14 protein-coding genes are annotated in these 16,353 nt (G+C 57.8%); all 14 read left to right on the top strand.

Going from position 1 to position 16,353, the window contains the following annotated elements:
* The first annotated feature begins 595 nt into the window (after positions 1–595).
* The 14 genes from ACZYTD_RS04530 to ACZYTD_RS04465 all read left to right on the top strand — a co-directional run bounded on the left by ACZYTD_RS04530 (position 596) and on the right by ACZYTD_RS04465 (position 16,318).
* Positions 596–1,018: an NADH-quinone oxidoreductase subunit A gene (locus ACZYTD_RS04530; protein ID WP_463889753.1), complete on the top strand. Its 423-nt coding sequence runs from the start codon at positions 596–598 to the stop codon at positions 1,016–1,018.
* Positions 1,019–1,026: 8 nt separating this feature from the next.
* Positions 1,027–1,701: a NuoB/complex I 20 kDa subunit family protein gene (locus tag ACZYTD_RS04525; RefSeq protein ID WP_463889752.1), complete on the top strand. Its 675-nt coding sequence runs from the start codon at positions 1,027–1,029 to the stop codon at positions 1,699–1,701.
* A gap of 9 nt (positions 1,702–1,710) precedes the next feature.
* Entirely contained in the window at positions 1,711–3,516 is a 1,806-nt protein-coding gene (nuoC, locus tag ACZYTD_RS04520; RefSeq protein WP_463889750.1) for an NADH-quinone oxidoreductase subunit C/D, read from the top strand.
* Between the two features lie 2 nt (positions 3,517–3,518).
* A complete protein-coding gene (gene nuoE / locus ACZYTD_RS04515; protein ID WP_463889749.1) occupies positions 3,519–4,061 on the top strand; it encodes an NADH-quinone oxidoreductase subunit NuoE in 543 nt (180 codons plus the stop codon).
* The gene (gene nuoF / locus ACZYTD_RS04510) at positions 4,058–5,395 is read left to right on the top strand and encodes an NADH-quinone oxidoreductase subunit NuoF (RefSeq protein ID WP_463889748.1); all 1,338 of its coding nucleotides are present in this window, start codon (positions 4,058–4,060) and stop codon (positions 5,393–5,395) included. The genes nuoE and nuoF overlap by 4 nt, the downstream gene beginning before the upstream one ends.
* Before the next feature lie 59 nt (positions 5,396–5,454).
* Positions 5,455–8,181 carry an NADH-quinone oxidoreductase subunit NuoG gene (gene nuoG, locus ACZYTD_RS04505; protein WP_463889747.1) on the top strand — a complete coding sequence of 909 codons (2,727 nt, stop codon included), beginning with the start codon at positions 5,455–5,457 and terminating at the stop codon, positions 8,179–8,181.
* Entirely contained in the window at positions 8,181–9,152 is a 972-nt protein-coding gene (nuoH, locus tag ACZYTD_RS04500; RefSeq protein ID WP_463890101.1) for an NADH-quinone oxidoreductase subunit NuoH, read from the top strand. Before nuoG ends, nuoH begins: the two co-directional genes overlap by 1 nt.
* A 9-nt stretch (positions 9,153–9,161) precedes the next feature.
* On the top strand, positions 9,162–9,704 hold the full coding sequence (gene nuoI, locus ACZYTD_RS04495) for an NADH-quinone oxidoreductase subunit NuoI (protein WP_463889746.1): 543 nt from the start codon (positions 9,162–9,164) through the stop codon (positions 9,702–9,704).
* Positions 9,705–9,714: 10 nt separating this feature from the next.
* The gene (gene nuoJ / locus ACZYTD_RS04490) at positions 9,715–10,248 is read left to right on the top strand and encodes an NADH-quinone oxidoreductase subunit J (RefSeq protein WP_463889745.1); all 534 of its coding nucleotides are present in this window, start codon (positions 9,715–9,717) and stop codon (positions 10,246–10,248) included.
* The gene (gene nuoK, locus ACZYTD_RS04485) at positions 10,245–10,553 is read left to right on the top strand and encodes an NADH-quinone oxidoreductase subunit NuoK (RefSeq protein ID WP_463889744.1); all 309 of its coding nucleotides are present in this window, start codon (positions 10,245–10,247) and stop codon (positions 10,551–10,553) included. Before nuoJ ends, nuoK begins: the two co-directional genes overlap by 4 nt.
* A complete protein-coding gene (gene nuoL, locus ACZYTD_RS04480) occupies positions 10,550–12,397 on the top strand; it encodes an NADH-quinone oxidoreductase subunit L (RefSeq protein WP_463889743.1) in 1,848 nt (615 codons plus the stop codon). Before nuoK ends, nuoL begins: the two co-directional genes overlap by 4 nt.
* A gap of 16 nt (positions 12,398–12,413) precedes the next feature.
* Complete coding sequence (nuoM, locus tag ACZYTD_RS04475) at positions 12,414–13,937, top strand: NADH-quinone oxidoreductase subunit M (RefSeq protein ID WP_463889742.1); 1,524 nt, start codon at positions 12,414–12,416, stop codon at positions 13,935–13,937.
* Positions 13,938–15,398 (top strand): NADH-quinone oxidoreductase subunit NuoN, encoded by a 1,461-nt coding sequence (nuoN, locus tag ACZYTD_RS04470; RefSeq protein ID WP_463889741.1) that lies wholly within the window; start codon positions 13,938–13,940, stop codon positions 15,396–15,398. It begins immediately after the preceding gene.
* Positions 15,399–15,559: 161 nt separating this feature from the next.
* On the top strand, positions 15,560–16,318 hold the full coding sequence (locus ACZYTD_RS04465; RefSeq protein WP_463889740.1) for a transporter substrate-binding domain-containing protein: 759 nt from the start codon (positions 15,560–15,562) through the stop codon (positions 16,316–16,318).
* Positions 16,319–16,353 lie beyond the last annotated feature (35 nt).

Here is a 16,353-nt window from a genome sequence, read left to right as displayed (position 1 = left end):
TTTCCATTAGTAGTCGGCATTCCGGTGGGATAGGGTGTCCGCCATCCCACTTTGTGACTGTTGTCACGCTTCTTGAACAAAGTTTTGCTGTTCTTTCTATGCTCAAACCGCATGTATGCCATCTAAAAATAAGGTTTTTGTGTATTTTTCTTTTCATTGTCCTTCAACTCGTCATTTTATTGAGTTGAACATTTAAGAGTATTTACTCTGCTTTTTAACATAATGGTGCAATTGCGAAGTGACGTTTTATATAAACATGTCGAGCTTCCTACTCTCCGGTCATTCGCATAGTCCGGCCCCGTTTGCGGTGTGGGCCGCAATCAACGATCTGTCATAGAGTCTGGAGATACTGATATCTGCGGCTAGCTGGGGCTTACGACATGATGGCAATGGTTGGTATAGGCTAGGGGGCCAGTGCGTAGCCCATCTATGTGATATTGCTGGTTTTATTTAACTAGCAATTAACCACTGCGTCACAATTTGCGGAAAGACTCACAATTCCTACATCTTCAATCACCTATCATTGCTAAGACAAATCTAAGACCCCGCCTATATATGGGGCCCCTATTCCACACTTTTGGTTAAGGAAGATCGTATGTCTACGGAACTCTTGGCTCAGCACTGGGCTTTTGGTGTGTATCTGTTGGCGGGTGTGGGTTTGTGTCTGGTGATGATAGGGCTAGCCTCCCTGTTAGGTGGTCGGGCGTTTGGTCGTGCCAAAAACAAACCCTTCGAGTCAGGGGTCGACTCAGTCGGCACAGCGCGCCTGCGTTTTTCTGCCAAGTTCTATCTGGTCGCCATGTTCTTCGTCATCTTCGACGTTGAGGCGCTCTATCTCTTCGCCTGGTCCGTTTCCGTGCGTGAAACGGGTTGGATGGGCTTCATTGAAGCCGCCATCTTTATCCTGTTACTGCTGGTAGGCCTTATCTATCTGGTGCGCATTGGTGCCCTGGACTGGACACCCTTGCGTTCGCGTCGTCAAACACGGACTGAGCAGTCACTTCCGCCATCTGTCTGAGGTTTCGTATGAAGTACACCCTGACACGTATCGATCCCGATGCTACCCATGACCGTTATCCTCTGGAGCAGAAACAGACGGTGGATGATCCCCTGATGCAGCAGGCTGAACGCGGCATCTTGATGGGTAAGGTCGAAGATGTGTTGCATAACGCCGTGAACTGGGGCCGCAAGAATTCGTTGTGGCCCTATAACTTTGGTATCTCCTGTTGTTATGTGGAGATGACCACCGCCTTCACCGCCCCCCACGATGTGGCGCGCTTCGGGGCTGAAGTGATCCGAGCCTCACCGCGTCAAGCTGACTTCATGGTGATAGCCGGTACGCCTTTCATCAAGATGGCGCCGGTTATCCAGCGCTTATATGAGCAGATGCTGGAGCCCAAGTGGGTCATCTCAATGGGCGCCTGTGCCAACTCAGGCGGCATGTATGACATCTACTCTGTGGTGCAGGGGGTAGACAAGTTTTTACCCGTGGATGTTTACATTCCCGGTTGCCCGCCTCGTCCGGAGGCTTTTTTGCAGGCGCTGATGCTGCTGCAGGACTCCATCGGCAAGGAGCGACGTCCTCTTTCCTGGGTGGTGGGTGATCAAGGGGTCTATCGGCCGCAGATGGATTCTGAGCGGGAGCGCAAGCGTGGTGAACGCATTGCCGTCACTAACTTACGCACGCCTGACGAGATTTAGGGAGCGGCCATGAGACTGACTGATCAATTCCCCGTTAACCCTGGTATGCAGGCATGGCAACCCGATGATCATGCCAACTCAGCCGTGGTGATCGAACTCTTTGCCCATTTTGGGGCCGAGCACTTCGTGGTGCAAACCACGCGCATGGGCATTCCGGTGATTTGGCTGCCCCGCGATAAATTGCTGGAGGTACTGGCCTTCTTGCAGAAGGTGCCTAAGCCCTATGTGATGCTCTATGACCTGCACGGTATCGATGAGCGTTTGCGTACCCACAGAGCGGGGCTGCCCCCGGCTGACTTTACCGTTTTCTACCATCTGCTCTCCATAGAGCGGAACAGCGATGTGATGCTCAAGGTGCCGCTGAACGAAGCAGACTTGAACCTGCCGACGGCCACCGAGCTGTTTGCCAATGCCAACTGGTATGAGCGCGAAGTGTGGGATCTGCTGGGGATCAAGTTCAGCGGTCACCCCCATCTGACCCGCATCATGATGCCCAAGAGCTGGCAGGGACACCCGCTGCGCAAGGATTACCCGGCCCGGGCTACCGAGTTCGACCCCTTTATGCTCGATGCCGCCAAGCAGGACATGGAGCAGGAGGCGCTGCGCTTCAAGCCGGAAGAGTGGGGCATGCGCCGCTCCAGCGAGAGTGAAGATTACATGTTCCTCAACCTGGGCCCCAATCACCCTTCCGCCCACGGAGCCTTCCGCATCGTGCTGCAGTTGGATGGGGAAGAGGTGCGCGACTGTGTGCCTGACATCGGCTATCACCACCGTGGTGCCGAGAAGATGGGGGAGCGCCAATCCTGGCATAGCTATATCCCCTTCACCGATCGGGTGGAGTATCTGGGCGGGGTGATGAACAACCTGCCCTATGTGCTGGCCGTGGAAAAACTGGCGGGCATTACCGTTCCCAATCGGGTCAATGTTATCCGGGTCATGCTGTGCGAGCTCTTCCGCATCAACAGCCATCTTCTGTTCCTGGGCACCTATATCCAGGATGTGGGGGCCATGACGCCAGTGTTCTATGCCTTCACCGACCGGCAGAAGATTTACACCATCATAGAGGCCATCACCGGGGCGCGTATGCACCCGGCCTGGTTCCGCATCGGTGGGGTGGCCCATGACTTGCCTAATGGCTGGCAGCGGTTGGTACAGGAAAATCTGCTGGACTGGCTGCCCAAGCGGCTGAATGAGTATGTCAAAGCCGCCATGCAAAATAGCGTGCTCAAGGGGCGCACCATAGGGGTCGCCGCCTATACCACTCAAGAGGCACTGCAGTGGGGGGTGACCGGCGCCGGTTTACGGGCCACAGGTCTGAATTTCGACCTGCGCAAATGGCGTCCCTATTCCGGTTACGAGCAATTTGATTTTGAGGTGCCCGTCGGCGCCAATGGTGATGCCTATGACCGAGCCATGGTGCGGATCGAGGAGATCCGCCAGAGCATGCGCATCATAGAGCAGTGCATGAAGAACATGCCCTCCGGCCCCTTCAAGGCGGAGCATCCGCTGACGACGCCGCCGCCCAAGGATCGCACGCTGCAGGATATCGAGACCCTGATCACCCACTTCTTGCAGGTCTCCTGGGGGCCTGTGATGCCGGCGGGTGAGTCACTGCAGATGATTGAGGCCACCAAGGGGGCCAACAGTTATTACCTGACGAGCGATGGCAGCACCATGAGCTATCGCACCCGGATCCGGACGCCCAGCTTTGCCCATCTGCAGCAGATCCCCTCTGTGATCCGCGGCAGCATGGTCTCAGATCTCATCGTCTATCTGGGCAGTATCGATTTTGTTATGTCGGATGTGGACCGCTAATTATGACTCATGAATGCCAATGTCAACCTGGAGGGTGCGCCTCTAGCAGCCAGGCGGAGCCGTTTGAACTGAGCTGTGCCGAGCGCGAGGCCATAGAGCATGAAAAGGGGCACTATGAAGATGCTCGGGCTGCTTCCATTGAAGCCTTGAAAATCGTGCAGAAGGCTCGGGGTTGGGTACCGGACGGCGCCATTCACGCCATTGCCCAGCAGTTGGGGATCCCGGCCAGCGATATTGAAGGGGTGGCTACCTTCTATAGCCAGATCTTCCGGCAACCTGTGGGCCGCCACATCATCCGCCTGTGTGACAGCGTGGTCTGTTTCATCACGGGTTACCAGTCACTCTTGCAGGCGTTGGAGAGCAAACTGGGGATTGGCCTGGGGCAAACCACATCTGACGGTCGTTTTACCCTGTTGCCGGTCTGCTGCCTGGGCAATTGCGACAAGGGGCCCACCCTGATGATAGACGATGACACCCATGCCTTCGGCTCCGGTGACGCTATCACCATGGCTGAGCTGGAGCGTCTACTGGAGCACTATCCATGATCTTGACTGCAGAGAAGCAACCGCTCACTTGGCGCCTGCGCTCCGATAGCCAGCCTGTCTGGCTCGATGAGTACAGGGCCAAGCAGGGCTATGTGGCGGCAGAGCGTGCCATCAAGGGTATGGCGCCGCTGGAGGTGACCAATCTGGTCAAAGAGGCCGGCTTGCGCGGTCGCGGCGGGGCCGGGTTTCCCACCGGGGTGAAGTGGAGCCTGATGCCCATGGAGGCCCGCTTCGATCGCAAATACCTGTTGTGCAATGCCGATGAGATGGAGCCAGGCACCTACAAGGATCGCCTCTTGATGGAGCAGCTGCCTCATCAGCTGATAGAGGGGATGATACTCGCCGCCTGGGCGCTACAGACCTATCGCGGTTACATCTTTTTGCGTGGCGAGTATGTGGTGGCCGCCGAGCGGCTGCGCCGGGCGATAGAGGAAGCAAAAGCCGCCGGGCTGCTGGGCAAGAATATTCTGGGCAGTGGTTTTGATTTTGAGCTCTTTGTCCATACCGGGGCTGGTCGCTACATCTGTGGCGAAGAGACGGCGCTCATCAGCTCGCTGGAGGGGCGTCGTGCCAACCCGCGTGCCAAGCCGCCGTTCCCGGCTGTGGTCGGAGCCTGGGGCAAGCCCACCTGTGTCAACAATGTGGAAACCCTGAACAACGTACCCGCCATAGTGCTCAACGGTGCAGCCTGGTACAAGGGACTCAGTGCAGGTAAGAGCACAGACGCCGGCACCAAGTTGATGGGCTTCTCCGGTCGAGTGCAACGTCCTGGTCTGTGGGAGCTGCCCTTTGGCACCACGGCCCGGGAGATACTGGAGGAGTATGCCGGTGGCATGCAACCGGGCTACACCTTCAAAGCCTGGCAGCCGGGTGGGGCGGGCACCGATTTTCTCACCGAGCAGCACCTGGATCTGCCGATGGATTTTGACTCCATAGGCAAGGCGGGTAGTCGCTTGGGCACGGCGCTGGCCATGGCGGTGGATAACACCATCAACATGGTCTCCCTGACCCGCAACCTGGAAGAGTTCTTTGCCCGCGAATCCTGCGGCTGGTGTACCCCTTGCCGTGATGGCCTGCCCTGGAGCGTCAAGATCTTGCGCGCCCTGGAGCAGGGGCAGGGTCAAGCCGGTGACATCGAGACCCTGGAGCAGCTGTGTCGCTCCCTGGGCCCGGGCAAGACCTTCTGTGCCCATGCACCGGGGGCGGTGGAGCCGCTGCAGAGCGCCATCAAGTATTTTCGAGCCGAGTTTGAGGCGGGTATTGCCGCCTCGACGCATGAGAGCCGGCAACCTCTAGCGGGCATTCAACCCAATCTGCTCAGTGAGCGTTGGTAGTCGCCCGGTCGCCCGATTGGTGTGAATTGGCGTGAACAGAACAAGGGATAAACATTGCTATGGCCACGATCCATGTAGATGGCAAGGAATTTGAAGTAGATGGCGCAGACAACCTGTTGCAGGCCTGTCTCTCGTTAGGCTTGGATGTGCCCTATTTTTGCTGGCACCCGGCGCTGGGCAGCGTGGGGGCCTGTCGCCAATGCGCAGTTAAACAGTATCAAAATGCCGATGATAAGCGTGGCCGTCTGGTGATGTCCTGTATGACGCCCGCCAGCGAAGGCACCTATATCTCCATCGAAGATGAAGAGGCCAAGGCATTTCGCAAGAACGTGGTGGAGTGGCTGATGACCAACCACCCTCACGACTGTCCGGTCTGTGAAGAGGGGGGCGCCTGCCATCTGCAGGATATGACTGTGATGACGGGCCACAACAGTCGTCGTTATCGCTTCACCAAACGTACCCACAAAAATCAGGAGCTGGGCCCTTTCATCTCCCATGAGATGAATCGCTGCATCGCCTGCTATCGCTGTGTCCGCTACTACAAGGATTATGCCGATGGCACCGATCTGGGGGTCTACGGCGCCCACGATAACGTCTACTTTGGCCGGGTAGAGGATGGGACGCTGGAGAGTGAATTTTCCGGTAACCTGGTCGAGATCTGCCCCACCGGGGTATTCACCGACAAGACCCACTCTGCCCGTTTCAACCGCAAGTGGGACATGCAGTTTGCCCCCAGCATCTGTCAGGGGTGCGCTCTGGGGTGCAACATCAGTCCGGGTGAGCGTTATGGCGAGCTCAGACGCATCGAAAACCGCTTCAATGGTGCGGTTAACCACTACTTCCTCTGTGATCGTGGCCGTTTTGGCTATGGCTATGTCAATCGTCTGGATCGCCCCAAGCACCCTCTGGCCCAACGCGGGCGGGAGCAGAATCGACTCGAGCTCAACGACGCCCTCAATCGGGTGGCGGATAAGTTGCGGGGGGCCAGCCAAGTCATAGGCATAGGGTCACCACGCGCCTCACTGGAGAGCAACTTTGCCCTGCGTGAGCTGGTGGGAGCCGAAAACTTCTACAGTGGCATCGAGCTTAGAGAGTGGGCGGCTCTGCATCGTATGGTGCATATCATGCAGGCCAGTGGCATTCCCCTGGCGACCCTGCGGGAAGTGGAGGAGCATGATGCCGTGCTGGTGCTGGGTGAGGATATTACCCAGACGGCGGCGCGGCTGGCCCTATCGGTACGGCAGGCCACCAAGGGCAAGGCCCGCGAGATGGCCCGGGATCTGAAAGTGGATCTGTGGCAAACCGCCGCCATCCAGACCCTGGGGCAGGGGGCTCGTTACCCACTGCTCATCACCAGTCTGGATGAGACTCGGCTGGACGATGCGGCCACGGCTACCTTCCACGGGGCTTATGAAGATCAAGCCCGCCTTGGCTTTGCCATCGCTCATCTGCTGGATCCGGAAGCGCCTGCGGTCAGCGATCTCAGCGCCGATGAAGAGGCCCGGGCTCACGCTTGGGCCCAGTTGCTCAAAGCCGCTAAACGCCCCTTGATAGTGGCAGGTACCACGGCGGGCTCCCTGGCCCTACTGGATGCCGCCGCCAATGTGGCCAAGGCACTTAAGCAGAGCCAGCAGCCAGTCGCGCTATTTATGGTGGCCGAAGAGGTCAACTCAGTGGGCTTGGCCCTGCTGGGAGGCCAGCCGCTGGAGATCGCCTTCTCGCGGCTGGAGCAGGAGTCCGAGGTGGCGCTGGTGGTGATGGAGAATGATCTCTACCGCCGGGCCAGTCGTCAGCAGGTGGATAGGGTGCTGGATCGCGTCTCTCATTTAGTGGTGCTCGATCACCAGTATCACGATACCGCCAAACGCGCCGATCTCATTCTGCCCGCCGCCACCTTTGCCGAAGGGGATGGCACTGTGGTCAGCAGTGAGGCGCGTGCCCAGCGTTACTTCCAGCTCTATGACCCGGCCTTTTATGATGAGAGTGTCCTGATCAAGGAGAGCTGGCGCTGGCTGGATGCCATTGGCCAGTTGATTGCCCACCGTCATTACCAGTGGCGCTCTTTGGAGGAGTTGACAACGGCTTGTGCCCAATCCACTCCGGCGCTGCAGCCGATTGTCGCGGCCGCCCCCAACGCCCGTTTTCGCATCAAGGGAATGAAACTGGCCCGGGAACCCCATCGCTACAGTGGTCGTACCGCCATGCGTGCCAATCTGGACGTCCATGAGCGCCGAGCACCCCAAGATGAGGACTCACCTTTCGCCTTCTCCATGGAGGGGTACTCTGGCAGTCGTGAGCCCTTCCAACAGGTGCCATTTGCCTGGGCTCCCGGTTGGAACTCGCCTTCCGCCTGGAACAAATTCCAGGCTGAGGTGGGGGGCCATCTGCGCGCCGGAGATCCTGGCCTGCGGCTCATCGAAGCCTCGGTCTCACCCTCCCTGCACTACTTTAATCAGGTCCCGGCCCGTTTTAGTGGCCATGGTACCAGCTTGGTGGTGGTCAACTACCCGCAACTCTTTGGCTCGGAAGAGCTGTCGGCTCGCTCAGAGGTGTTCCAGCTGCGGATGAGTGACGCCAAGCTATACCTGAACCCCCAAGATGCCGCCCGTTTGGGCTTGTCGGCCGGGCTGGTGGAGTTTGAATGGGAAGGGAGTCACTGGCGGCTGCAATTGCAGTTAAGTGATGAACTGGCCACGGGTCTCATGGGGCTGCCGCTTGGCTTACCAGGCTTGCCTACGGCCCTGCACCATCAGCAGATCACCACTGTGCGGGAGGCGGTACTATGATGTTTGACGAACAGTTACTGGCGATCATCATCTCCGTAGCCAAGGCGTTACTGATCCTGGTGGTGGTGGTAGGGGCGGGCGCCTTCATGAGCTTCATCGAGCGCCGCTTGTTGGGGTTATGGCAGGATCGTTATGGCCCAAACCGGGTCGGTCCAGGCGGGATTTTCCAACTGGTGGCCGATATGTTGAAGATGTTCTTCAAAGAGGACTGGATCCCGCCCTTTGCCGATCGCCGCATCTTCGTGCTGGCGCCTATCATCGCCTTTACCGCCTTTTTGATGGCCTTTGTGATCGTGCCCATCACCCCTACTTGGGGGGTGGCGGATCTCAATATTGGCGTGCTCTACTTCTTTGCCATTGCGGGTCTGGCTGTCTATGCCGTCCTGTTTGCCGGTTGGTCCAGCAACAACAAGTATGCCCTGCTGGGTAGCCTGCGGGCCTCGGCTCAGACCCTGAGTTATGAAGTTTTTCTGGGGCTCTCCCTCATGGGCATCGTCATTCAGAGCGGTACCTTTAATCTGCGCGAGATTGTCGAGGCCCAGGCCGGGATGTGGAACATAATCCCGCAGTTTTTCGGCTTTGTGACCTTTGCTTTTGCCGGCGTGGCCGTGACACACAGACACCCCTTCGATCAACCCGAGGCCGAGCAAGAGCTGGCCGATGGGTATCACATCGAGTACGCAGGCATGAAGTGGGGGCTGTTCTTTGTCGGCGAGTACATAGGCATAGTGCTGGTCTCCTCCATGATTGTCAGCCTCTTCTTCGGTGGTTGGCTGGGCCCCTGGTTGCCCCCCCTGGTCTGGTTTGTATTGAAGACAGGTTTCTTCATGATGCTCTTTATCCTGCTGCGCGCCTCCTTGCCTCGACCCCGCTTCGATCAGGTGATGTCGTTTGGCTGGAAGGTGTGTCTGCCCCTGACCCTGCTCAACATGCTGGCGACCGGGGCTTGGGTTCTTCTGAGTCAAAGCTGAGGCAGCTGTATGATTATTAAAGAAATTATTAATGGTGTCGGCACTCAGATCCGCAGTCTGGCCATGATCTTCTCCCATACCTGGCGCAAGCGGGACACCCTCTGCTACCCGGAGGAGGCAGTCTACATGCCACCCCGTTACCGTGGACGCATAGTCCTGACCCGGGACCCCGACGGGGATGAGCGCTGTGTCGCCTGTAATCTGTGCGCCGTGGCCTGTCCTGTGGGTTGTATCTCGCTACAGAAGAGTGAACGGGAGGATGGTCGCTGGTATCCGGAGTTCTTTCGCATCAACTTCTCCCGCTGCATCTTTTGCGGTTTGTGCGAAGAGGCTTGCCCCACTACCGCCATTCAGCTCACGCCAGATTTTGAGCTGGGGGAGTATCGGCGTCAGGATCTGGTCTACGAGAAAGAGGATCTGCTCATCTCCGGCCCCGGCAAGTACCCGGACTACAACTTCTATCGCATGAGCGGTATGGCCATAGACGGCAAGCCCAAGGGGGCTGCCGAGCACGAAGCCAAGCCGATTGATGTCAAGAGCCTGATGCCCTGAGGAGTAACCCATGGAGTTAGTTGCGTTTTATGCCTCGGCACTCATTGCCATAGTGGCGACGGTGCGGGTGATCAGTAACAGTAATCCGATGCATGCCCTGCTCAATCTCATTATCTCCTTGATTGCGGTGGCCATGATCTTCTTCACCTTGGGGGCCGGTTTTGCTGGGGCCATGCAGGTGATCGTCTATGCCGGGGCCATTATGGTGCTGTTTGTATTCGTGGTGATGATGCTGAACTTAGGCAGTGCCGAGGTGCAGGAGAAACAGTGGTTGACGCCGGGTAGTTGGGCTCTGCCCGCCGTGCTGGCCTTCCTGCTGCTGATCATACTGGGCAATGCCATTCTCTCGGTGCAAGGCGCCACCATAGGTGGCACGGAAGTGACAGCCAAGGCCGTGGGGATCAGCCTGTTTGGCCCCTATCTGCTGGCCGTAGAGCTGGCCTCCATCCTGCTGCTGGCGGGGCTAGTGACCGCCTATCATCTGGGCAAGGAAGATAAACAGGGCGAAGTTCTCGCCACCCATCACGAAGGAGGCAAGCAATGAACGCCATTCCCATGGAGCATGGGCTGCTGGTAGCCGCCGTACTCTTCTGTTTGGGGCTCTGTGGCCTGCTGATGCGTCGTAACCTGTTGTTTATTCTCATGAGCATCGAAGTCATGATGAATGCAACGGCGTTGGCGTTTGTGGTGGCCGGGAGTCGTTGGGGTCAGGCTGATGGCCAGATCATGTACATTCTGGTGATCTCGCTGGCGGCTGCCGAGGCCAGTATCGGGTTGGCGTTATTGCTGATGCTCTATCGCCGTCATCACACACTGGATGTGGATATCGTGAGCGAGATGCGCGGATGAGCCTACTATTTCTGACGTTTTTGTTTCCCTTGCTAAGCGCATTGCTCTTAGCCTTCTCCAGTGGCCGTTGGCAGGAGTCCCGTGCCGCGTTACTGGGGGTGGGCAGTGTCGGCCTCTCGGCCTTGGTGGCCCTCTGGGTCGGCATTGATTTTCTCGCCCATCCACCGCTTGAGGGGGTGTATCTGCAACCGCTCTGGCGTTGGGTCTCAGTGGGGGCGTTTCAACCTGCTCTCCAGTTGCGGCTGGATGGCCTCTCGCTGACTATGTTGGGCGTCGTGACCGGGGTGGGGTTCTTCATTCACCTCTTCGCCTCCTGGTATATGCGCGGGGAGGAGGGCTACTCCCGTTTCTTCGCCTATACCAACCTCTTCATCGCCAGCATGCTGTTCCTCATCCTGGCGGACGATCTGATGTTTGTCTATCTGGGTTGGGAAGGGGTCGGTTTGTGCAGCTATCTGCTGATCGGCTTCTACTATCGCCATCCGGCCAACGGTGCCGCGGCGCTCAAAGCCTTCGTGGTGACGCGAGTGGGCGATGTGTTCCTGGCCATCGGTATGTTCATCCTCTACCGGGAGCTGGGGACCTTGAACATTAGCGAGCTGGTGGTGCGAGCTAGCGAGCTGTGGCCTAGTGGCTCACCTGCGCTGCGTCTTGCCTGTTTGCTGCTGTTGGGGGGCGCCGTGGGTAAATCGGCCCAGTTGCCGTTGCAAACCTGGCTTGCCGATGCCATGGCCGGCCCAACTCCGGTCTCGGCCTTGATCCACGCCGCCACCATGGTGACCGCAGGCGTCTATCTTATTGCCCGGACTCACGGCCTGTTTGTGCTGGAGCCGGATGTGCTGCATCTGGTGGCGGTCGTAGGAGCCTTGACGCTGTTGCTGGCGGGTTTTGCGGCTCTGGTGCAGACCGATATCAAGCGTATCCTGGCTTACTCCACCATGAGCCAGATAGGTTACATGTTCCTGGCCTTGGGCGTGGGAGCCTGGGATGGCGCCATCTTCCATCTGATGACCCACGCTTTCTTCAAGGCCCTGCTCTTCCTCTCGGCGGGCTCTGTGATCCTGGCCTGCCACCATGAGCAGAATATCTTCAAGATGGGGGGGCTACGCCGTTCACTGCCTCTGGTCTACGCCTGTTTCCTGGTAGGGGGCTCGGCTCTGGCGGCTCTGCCTCTGGTCACGGCGGGCTTCTACAGTAAGGATGCCATCCTCTGGCAGGTGCAGGCCTCGGGGCAGACGACGCTGTTATGGGCGGGTCTGGTGGGGGCGTTTCTTACCTCCCTCTATACCTTCCGTCTCATCGTCATCGTCTTTCATGGCAAGCCACAAGTTCAGGCGCATCCTGGACATGGGGTGGCTCATCATCTGCCGTTACTGGTGCTGATGCTGCTCTCCACCTTTGTCGGTGCGCTGATCGTCCCCCCGCTGGCGGGGGTCTTACCTGCCGCCCCTGGGGCTGGTATCGAGGAGGGTAAGCATGCCCTTGAGCTGCTTTCCGGCATCGTGGCCTTGGTGGGTATTGGCTTGGCGTTCTGGCTATTCAGTGGTGAGCGCAAGTTGGTCTCATCGCTGGCATCTTGCGGGGTAGGGCGGTTACTGAGCCAGCTCTGGCTCCATGCCTGGGGCTTTGACTGGCTCTATGATCGCCTCTTTGTTCGCCCCTACCTCTGGTTGACCCGGATCCTGGCCGCTGACCCTTGTGATCGGCTGATGGAGCTACCTGCCTGGTTTGCCAGCCTGGGTAACCAACTGCTGGGCAAAACGGTTTCCGGTAAGTTGCGCTGGTATGCCGCATCCATGGGGCTCGGTACCCTGATGGTGCTGGCGTTGTTGCTGTTAGTCTGACAAGAGAGCGATTATCGTGATGCTATTATGGATACTTTTGACCCCGTTTATTGGTGGGTTACTCTGTTGGCAATCTGAACGCCTGAGCATGCAGACGCCACGCTGGATTGCGCTGCTTTCCATGTTGTTAACCCTGTCGATCTCCATCCTCCTCTGGTTACAGGGCGATTTTTCCCTGAGCCAGCAGGGCATTCCCGCCTGGAGTGCCGAGTGCAATCTGCCCTGGATACCGCGCTTTGGCATCTCGTTTCATCTGGCGGTGGATGGCCTCTCCCTGCTGATGGTGCTGTTGACCGGCTTTCTCGGGGTGATGGCGGTGCTCTGCTCCTGGCGTGAAATTGGCCAGCGAACCGGCTTTTTTCATCTCAACCTGCTCTGGATCCTGGGGGGGGTGATCGGTGTCTTCATGGCGCTGGATCTGTTCCTCTTCTTTTTCTTCTGGGAGATGATGCTAGTACCCATGTACTTTCTCATCGCCCTCTGGGGCCATGTGGCCTCGGATGGTCGCTCGCGGATCAATGCAGCCACCAAGTTCTTCATCTACACCCAGTCCAGCGGTTTGGTGATGCTGGTGGCGATCCTGGGTTTGGTGCTGGTTCACTATCAGGCGACCGGAGTGCTCTCCTTCAGCTATGAGACCCTGCTCAACACGCCCATGAGTCATGAGGTGGAGTATCTGCTGATGTTGGGCTTCTTCCTGGCTTTTGCCGTCAAGATGCCGGTCGTGCCCTTGCATGGTTGGTTGCCCGATGCCCACAGTCAGGCGCCCACAGCCGGTTCAGTGGACTTGGCCGGTATCTTGCTAAAAACGGCCGCCTATGGCTTGTTGCGCTTTAGCTTGCCACTCTTTCCCCATGCCTCGGCCGAGTTTGCGCCCATTGCCATGGCGCTGGGCCTGGGTGGCATTATCTATGGTGCCGTACTGGCCTTCAGTCAAACCGATATCAAGCGCCTCATTGCCTACACCAGTATTTCCCACATGGGCTTCGTGCTTATCGCCATCTACTCTGGCACCCAGTTGGCCCTGCAGGGCGCGGTGATCCAGATGATTGCCCATGGTCTCTCGGCGGCGGCGCTGTTTATTCTGTGTGGTCAGATCTATGAGCGACTGCATACCCGGGATCTGCGCCAGATGGGCGGCTTGTGGGGGCGTATCCGCTATTTGCCCGGCATTATGCTCTTTTTCGCCGTGGCTTCGTTGGGGCTCCCTGGTACCGGTAACTTTGTCGGTGAGTTTTTGATCCTGCTGGGTAGCTTCCCCGTGGCGCCTACCGTGGTGGTGATAGCCACGTTCGGTCTGGTACTGGCCTCTGTCTACTCCCTGATCATGATGCAGCGCGCCTGCTTTGGTCCGGCCAAGAGTGAGGCCCCTCTGGCGGGGTTAGGGGGCCGCGAACTGGGCATGATGTTGCTGTTGGCGGGGTTACTCATAGCCCTGGGTATCTATCCGCAGCCGGTGATCGATACGGCCAGTGGCACAGTCAGCTCGGTTCAGCATTGGTTTGTGGCACTCTCATCCGTGCACGAAGGGGTACTTTAGATGACGTTTTCCAATTCGCAGTTGATCGCCGCGCTACCGTTGTTTATCACGGCCTTGACCATGGTCGCATTGATGCTGGCCATTGCCTGGCGGCGCTGTATCAATACGGCCTTTGTGATCACGGCAGGGGGGCTGAATCTGGCCCTGCTGTCGCTATTTGCCGTGGGGGGGGTGTTGCCTATCGAGGTAACACCCCTGCTGCAGGTGGATGGTTACGGTGTGTTTTATATGGCACTGGTGCTGATGGCCGCGTTAGCCAGTACCACCTTTGCCCATGCCTGGCTCAAGCGTTACCCGGATAATCGCGAAGAGTTCTATCTGCTGCTACTGATCGCCACCTGCGGAGGTCTGGTGTTGGCCGTGACCCAGCATCTGGCCTCCCTGTTTATCGGTATCGAACTCATCTCTCTACCCATGTTTGGTCTGGTGGGCTATGCCTACCGGGAGCGCCGCTCACTGGAGGCGGCCATCAAGTACATGGTGCTCTCGGCTACTGCGACCGGTTTCCTGTTGTTTGGTATCGCCTTGCTCTATGCCCAGGTAGGGAGCCTCAGTTTCATCGACTTGGGCAAGAGCCTGGCGGTGGAGCCTGCCCATCAGCCACTGTTGCTGGCCGGGCTTGGTATGATGCTGGTTGGCTTTGCCTTCAAGCTCTCGATTGCCCCCTTTCATCTCTGGACGCCGGATGTGTATGAGGGCGCCCCGGCTCCTGTGGCTGCATTCCTGGCTACTGCCAGCAAGATCGCCATCTTCTGCGCCCTGTTGCGCTTTTACCTGGCGGTGCCTGCAGCCGATGCCCATATGATGCAGCTGCTCTTGAGTGTATTGGCCATCCTCTCCATTCTGGCGGGTAACCTGTTGGCCCTGCAGCAGAGCAACATCAAGCGGATGCTGGGTTACTCCTCGGTGGCGCACTTTGGTTATCTGCTCGCCGTGGTGGTGGCCAGTCGCCAGCAGGTGCTGCCCATCGAGGCGGCAGGGGTTTATCTGTTGATGTATCTCTTTACCAGCCTTGGCGCCTTTGGTGTGGTCAGCCTGATGTCCAGCCCCTATCAGGGCAAGGATGCCGACTCCCTGCATAGCTATCGCGGCCTCTTCTGGCATAGACCCTATCTTACCGCTGTGCTGACTGTCATGATGCTCTCGCTGGCGGGTATTCCCATGACCCTCGGTTTCATCGGCAAGTTCTACATTATCAGCGTCGGTGTCCAGGCTGGGCTCTGGTGGCTGACTGGCGCCGTGGTGCTGGGCAGTGCCATCGGCCTCTATTACTACCTGCGGGTCATGGTCACCCTCTACTTGCGTGAACCAAGCCAGCCGGTGCGGGATGCCGAGCAGGATTGGGCGCTCTCGGCTGGTGGTATTGTCGTCTTGCTTTCGGCCCTGATAGTGTTGGCGCTGGGGATCTTTCCCCAGCCGTTGCTGGAGTTGGTGCAGAGTGCCCACATCATGGGCTCATAGGGGCTCACTCTGCTCTGCTCCATCCTCCCTTTACTAGGCCACGCTTATGTGGCCTGTTTCTTAAGCTTGGTTCACAGTCAAAAGGCGTTAGGATAGTCAGAATGGGTCGTGACCAACTCTTGCTTGGACGGAGTGATTATCAATGAATTTGCGTGTGCCAGATGAACTCTTTTTCAGTGCTTAGATGCTACCGCGTCCTCTTGCTGATAGTGCTGGCGTTGGCGGCAGGGAATGCCTGGACTCAGCCATTGCGCTGTGGTCTGGCCTTGGGCTTTCCTCCTTACCAGTATCAGAGATCAGGCAAGGCAGATGGTTTTGATGCGCAGGTGGTGCATCTGTTGTTCAGCAAGATGGAGATTGAATTACTGCTGGTGCAGGATAACTGGGATCTGGTGCTCAACGAGCTGCGCTTTGGCCACCTGGATTTCATCACAGGCATGGAGATAACCCCGCAGCGGCAACGCTACTTCGATTTTACCCTGCCCTATTATGAACGAACCGGTGTGCTGTTTGTGATGGCCAATAATTCTGGGGTACAGCAGCTATCCGATCTCTATGGCAAGCTGATCAGTGGTGATCGACAGACTTTACTGGAAGAGGAGTGGCGAGAGCAGGGGATCCGTGAGCGTTTTCGGATCTTGAAAGTGGATAGCAAACAAGAGGCCATGTCCCTGCTCAAACAAGGCAAGATCGAGGGTGCCATCATGCCCCGAGAAGTGGGGATCTACCTGGCCAAGCAGTTGGGCGTCCAAGTTCGCGAGTTGGTCAGAGCCAAACAAGGTGCCCCTGTGGCTCTGGCGGTGAAAAAGGGCAATATCCAATTGCTGCAACGGCTTGATGCCACCTTACGTCAACTGATCGCCGATGGAACTATTGAGCGGACATATCAACACTGGTTGCATGATGAAAGCGGCCGTTAACCCCGAGTCATTCCGCGCTAACCGTGGCCCGATCC

It is taken from the genome of Pseudaeromonas sp. HNCC25DJ180 (genome assembly GCF_055413345.1).
This window is presented reverse-complemented; position numbering and strand designations above follow the sequence as displayed.

Coding starts and splice junctions, on each gene's coding strand:
- nuoG (WP_463889747.1), top strand. CDS start 5,455: ATGGCCACGATCCATGTAGATGGCAAGGAATTTGAAGTAGATGGCGCA.
- nuoK (WP_463889744.1), top strand. CDS start 10,245: ATGAACGCCATTCCCATGGAGCATGGGCTGCTGGTAGCCGCCGTACTC.
- nuoH (WP_463890101.1), top strand. CDS start 8,181: ATGTTTGACGAACAGTTACTGGCGATCATCATCTCCGTAGCCAAGGCG.
- nuoE (WP_463889749.1), top strand. CDS start 3,519: ATGACTCATGAATGCCAATGTCAACCTGGAGGGTGCGCCTCTAGCAGC.
- nuoF (WP_463889748.1), top strand. CDS start 4,058: ATGATCTTGACTGCAGAGAAGCAACCGCTCACTTGGCGCCTGCGCTCC.
- ACZYTD_RS04525 (WP_463889752.1), top strand. CDS start 1,027: ATGAAGTACACCCTGACACGTATCGATCCCGATGCTACCCATGACCGT.
- ACZYTD_RS04530 (WP_463889753.1), top strand. CDS start 596: ATGTCTACGGAACTCTTGGCTCAGCACTGGGCTTTTGGTGTGTATCTG.
- nuoC (WP_463889750.1), top strand. CDS start 1,711: ATGAGACTGACTGATCAATTCCCCGTTAACCCTGGTATGCAGGCATGG.
- ACZYTD_RS04465 (WP_463889740.1), top strand. CDS start 15,560: ATGAACTCTTTTTCAGTGCTTAGATGCTACCGCGTCCTCTTGCTGATA.
- nuoN (WP_463889741.1), top strand. CDS start 13,938: ATGACGTTTTCCAATTCGCAGTTGATCGCCGCGCTACCGTTGTTTATC.
- nuoL (WP_463889743.1), top strand. CDS start 10,550: ATGAGCCTACTATTTCTGACGTTTTTGTTTCCCTTGCTAAGCGCATTG.
- nuoI (WP_463889746.1), top strand. CDS start 9,162: ATGATTATTAAAGAAATTATTAATGGTGTCGGCACTCAGATCCGCAGT.
- nuoJ (WP_463889745.1), top strand. CDS start 9,715: ATGGAGTTAGTTGCGTTTTATGCCTCGGCACTCATTGCCATAGTGGCG.